The sequence below is a fragment of the Candidatus Similichlamydia epinepheli genome (genome assembly GCF_003056015.1).
Genome location: NZ_PPEU01000087.1, coordinates 1 through 2,917, shown reverse-complemented (window position 1 = coordinate 2,917; position 2,917 = coordinate 1). Strand labels below are relative to the sequence as shown.

Genomic DNA, 2,917 nt, shown 5'->3' with positions numbered 1-2,917 from the left:
ACGAGATAAGTTAGCCTCAGAGGCCTCTTCGGATATTCTACCGATTTATGAACGCCTAATTCGACACAAAGGCGATAGCGTGGTTGTAACCATTGAGAATAGGGCATGTAGTGGTTGCAACATCATAGTGACTGCTCAACACGAAAACTTGGTTCGTAGGGCTGATCGTGTTGTCTTTTGCGAACATTGTTCTCGTATTCATTATTGGCAGGATGTTGAAGAGAGTGTGGACTTACTCTCATCAAAGAAACGTCGACGTCGTATTCAGTCTGTTGTATAGTCGCGTTTGTGCGCTGGGAAGAAAAGGCTGTCGCCGGGTAGGCCTGAAGGCCTACCGGGAGGAAAGTCCGGACTTTTGGAGGACCGGTACCAGTTAATGGCTGGGGGTCGTAAGGCCACGGAAAGTGCAACAGAGAGCATTCCGTTTGCATGGGGATTCATCCCCGTGTCAAATAAGGGTGAAAAGCTCATCGTGAAGACGGTGGGAGGTCGGGCAGCAATGCTCGTTTCGAGTAAACCCTACTGAAAGCAAGGCTCCTTAGTTTATAAGAATCGCAAAAATCCATTCCTCCTTGGATGATTCTTTAGGAGCTGCTCGAAGATTCTGGTGACAGAATCTCTAGAGGAATGACAGTCCGATTCTTTTATTGAATCGACAGGATCCGGCTTATCTTCTTCCCAGTGCACATTTTTACCTGTTCTTCTGCCCTTTCTGGCTTGCTGTCCATTCCTCGAATGTACCAGAAAATAGTCTCACATTCGTCTTTTCAATTGAGATGACCTTTGTGCTTACGTTTTCGATCAAATCACGGTCGTGAGACGACACTATCACCGTTCCTTTGTAATCACGCAGCGCCTGTGTCAAGGCGATGACCGACTCAATATCCATATGATTATTCGGCTCGTCTAGAATCAAGAGGTTGTGTTCCTGAAGTGTGATATGAGCAAGAATGAAACGAGCTGTTTCTCCACCTGAGAGAGATCGAATGGCTTTCTTAGGAGCATCACCAGAAAATAGCATTCTACCTAAGGCTTCTCTCAACATCTGATCAGTCGCTGAAGGATTTTTCTTTTGAAGCCATGAAACCATGGGAAGATCAATATCACCCTCCATGGCATCAAAATGGTTCTGAGGGAAATATGCCGGAAGTACGTTATGACCGAACTCTAAAGTCCCTTCCGTCGGTTGAAGTATACCTGCAATAACCTTGAGTAAAGTAGTCTTTCCAGCCCCATTATTTCCGATTACAACGACACGATCACCACGGACAACTTCTACACAAGCTTTTGATAGAACAACCCCTTGCCCATAATCGTAATTAACTTGCTTCATGAGCAGAACACGCTCACCTGAAGTTTTTTTTGATTCCACAAATCGAATATACGGTCTCTGGATATTGGATTTCTTTAGTGCTTCTGGTTGAAGTCGCTCAATTTCTCTTTCTCTAGAACGAACCTGACTAGCCCTTGTTCCTGCTCCAAAACGAGCTACAAATTGACGAAGCTGAGCTATTTTCTTAGATTTTGCTTTTACATCTGCCTCAGTTTGCGAACGAGCAGAAGTCTTAGCAAGAACCATTGAATCGTAATTGCCTGGATAAAGGATAACAGTTTCGTAATCTATGTCGGCGACATGGGTCGCAACCGAATTCAAAAAATGACGGTCATGGCTCGTTAAGACAACTACTCCAGGGTAGTTATTCAAAAAACTTTCAAGCCAACCGATCGTCTCTAAATCAAGAAAGTTTGTAGGCTCATCTAGAAGAAGGGCATCTGGAGATCCAAAGAGAGCCTGACAAAGAAGAACACGAAGTTGTATATCAGTAGGAATTGTCCTTAAGAGTTGGTCGTGAAGCGATTGGTCAATATGCATGCTCGTTAAGAGAGTCTCTGCTGCTGGCTCGGCACTGTAACCATCTTCCTCTGAAATTATATCTTGTAATTGAGCAATGCGGATCCCATCTTCTGGGGAGGGGTTTTCCTCCTCGTATAATTTGTCGATTTCACGAAGAGCATTTGCCAATCTAGCATTTCCTTGAATGACAACCTCTTTCAGAGTCATTTCCTTGAATGGATCCGTGTTCTGGTATAGCATCCCGATTCGTTCAGGGCAGGAAATAGTGCCAGTGACTGGCTTTTCGCGCTTCATGATGATCTTCAAAAGGGTCGATTTGCCAGACCCATTTGGACCAGTCAAAGCGTAGCGATTCCCAGGGACAAACGACAGATTAACATCCTCAAAGAGAATTTGTCCCCCGAACTGCATGGAAATATTTTCTAAGACAACGGCTTGACCTTTCATTTCTTTCCTTCGCGAATAACCGTTACCGGCGCCCTCCCTAAAGTCGATATCTCACTGAGGAGAGATCAGATGTTTCTTGAAGAAGCGCTCTCACTCTATCTTAATTTTCTTTCCCTCAAAGGCTGCTCGTCAGAAACGCTAAGGGCATATAGGTCAGATTTATCTCAACTTTTTTCTTGTTTAGAGAAACAAGAGACACAAAAGATAAAAGAGATCACCCCAATTCAACTCAGACGTTTCATAGGAAGCCTGACATGCTCTCAGAGGGCCATTTGCCGTAAATTATCCGCCTTTCGCTCATTTTTTCGTTACTTCGAGTCGATCGGAAAGTTGGACAGGAACCCTGCTTGTGATCTTCCCTCTCCGAAAACACCACAACGTACGTTGCGGTTCTTAGAGCGCGAGCAGTTGAAAAACATTGTAGCTATTCCAGATGTTTTCACCAAACAAGGGTTAAGAGATCGAGTTATTTTTGAAGTGCTATACAGTTCTGGGTTGCGCGTAAGTGAACTGGCTCACTTGTCTTGGGAAGATATAGATTTAACGCGTCGAGTTATGCGCGTTCTAGGGAAGGGGAACAAAGAGAGAATGGTCCCTCTAACATTTGGGGCCGTG

3 protein-coding genes and 1 other RNA gene are annotated in these 2,917 nt (G+C 44.6%); 3 read left to right on the top strand and 1 reads right to left on the bottom strand.

Annotation, left to right across the window (positions count from 1 at the left end; all coding sequences use genetic code 11):
• Together GCCT14_RS04270 and rnpB are read left to right on the top strand one after the other, a co-directional pair.
• The coding region (locus tag GCCT14_RS04270) for a zinc ribbon domain-containing protein (protein ID WP_239978380.1) at nucleotides 1-280 on the top strand (280 nt) is incomplete at its 5' end.
• Between the two features lie 13 nt (nucleotides 281-293).
• Nucleotides 294-686: RNase P RNA component class A (gene rnpB / locus GCCT14_RS04265), an RNA gene on the top strand.
• A gap of 5 nt (nucleotides 687-691) precedes the next feature.
• Here the strand turns inward: rnpB and GCCT14_RS04260 are convergent.
• Nucleotides 692-2,302, bottom strand: a complete 1,611-nt coding sequence (locus tag GCCT14_RS04260; protein WP_108624368.1) for an ABC-F family ATP-binding cassette domain-containing protein — start codon at nucleotides 2,300-2,302, stop codon at nucleotides 692-694.
• A gap of 69 nt (nucleotides 2,303-2,371) precedes the next feature.
• Here GCCT14_RS04260 and GCCT14_RS04255 point away from each other — a divergent pair.
• Nucleotides 2,372-2,917 (top strand): tyrosine-type recombinase/integrase (locus GCCT14_RS04255; protein ID WP_157952603.1); only part of this gene is annotated, 546 nt, incomplete at its 3' end.

Excerpts from the sequence above, each read along its gene's own strand:
- GCCT14_RS04260 (WP_108624368.1), bottom strand. The coding sequence starts at position 2,302 with ATGAAAGGTCAAGCCGTTGTCTTAGAAAATATTTCCATGCAGTTCGGG.